Source organism: Ferdinandcohnia sp. SAFN-114, from assembly GCF_059415045.1.
On sequence record NZ_JBPFDQ010000213.1, the window covers coordinates 1 to 848 of the forward strand.

General features: G+C 45.6%; 1 rRNA gene. It reads right to left on the minus strand.

Annotated features, from left to right (window positions below):
* A 23S ribosomal RNA gene (locus ACR65M_RS26975) occupies positions 1-423 on the minus strand; the annotation flags it as partial.
* Positions 424-848: the final 425 nt, after the last annotated feature.

Here is an 848-nt window from a genome sequence, read left to right on the forward strand (position 1 = left end):
GTACTCAGGATCCACTCAAGAGAGAACGAAGTTTCGACTACAGGGTTGTTACCTTCTCTGACGGACCTTTCCAGGTCGCTTCGTCTACTTCGCTCTTTTGTAACTCCGTATAGAGTGTCCTACAACCCCAAGAGGCAAGCCTCTTGGTTTGGGCTATCTTCCGTTTCGCTCGCCGCTACTCAGGAAATCGCGTTTGCTTTCTCTTCCTCCGGGTACTAAGATGTTTCAGTTCCCCGGGTCTACCTTCTCTTACCCTATGTATTCAGGTAAGGATACTGCCCCATTACGAGCAGTGGGTTTCCCCATTCGGAAATCTTCGGATCAATGCTTACTTACAGCTCCCCGAAGCATATCGGTGTTAGTACCGTCCTTCATCGGCTCCTAGTGCCAAGGCATCCACCGTGCGCCCTTCATAACTTAACCTATTCGGCTTTGATAAGCTTCGAATTTCTTCGTCACCTCATTCGTCAGCATCCTCACGTACCTTTAAGTACGTTCCGGTGCTTCCTCAATCGGTTCCTTGAACTTCTCGCTTCTCATGCGCCTAAAGTTATAAGAACTTTTACTACTTCAATGAATGTTTTGTTACGTTATCTAGTTTTCAAGGAACAAAGCTACTGACTTCAATCACATCGTGATTAAACATCAGTGAGTAATCTTCATGCAGCTTTGCGCTGAGGAATCAATCATCTTCGATTAACCTAGCAGACGCAAGTGCAATATTGAAAGCACAAAAAAGCACTCTCAAAACTGACCACAATACAAAGCGTCTTTTTATGAAGTTCGTAGAACTTCAGTTTCCTTAGAAAGGAGGTGATCCAGCCGCACCTTCCGATACGGCTACCTTG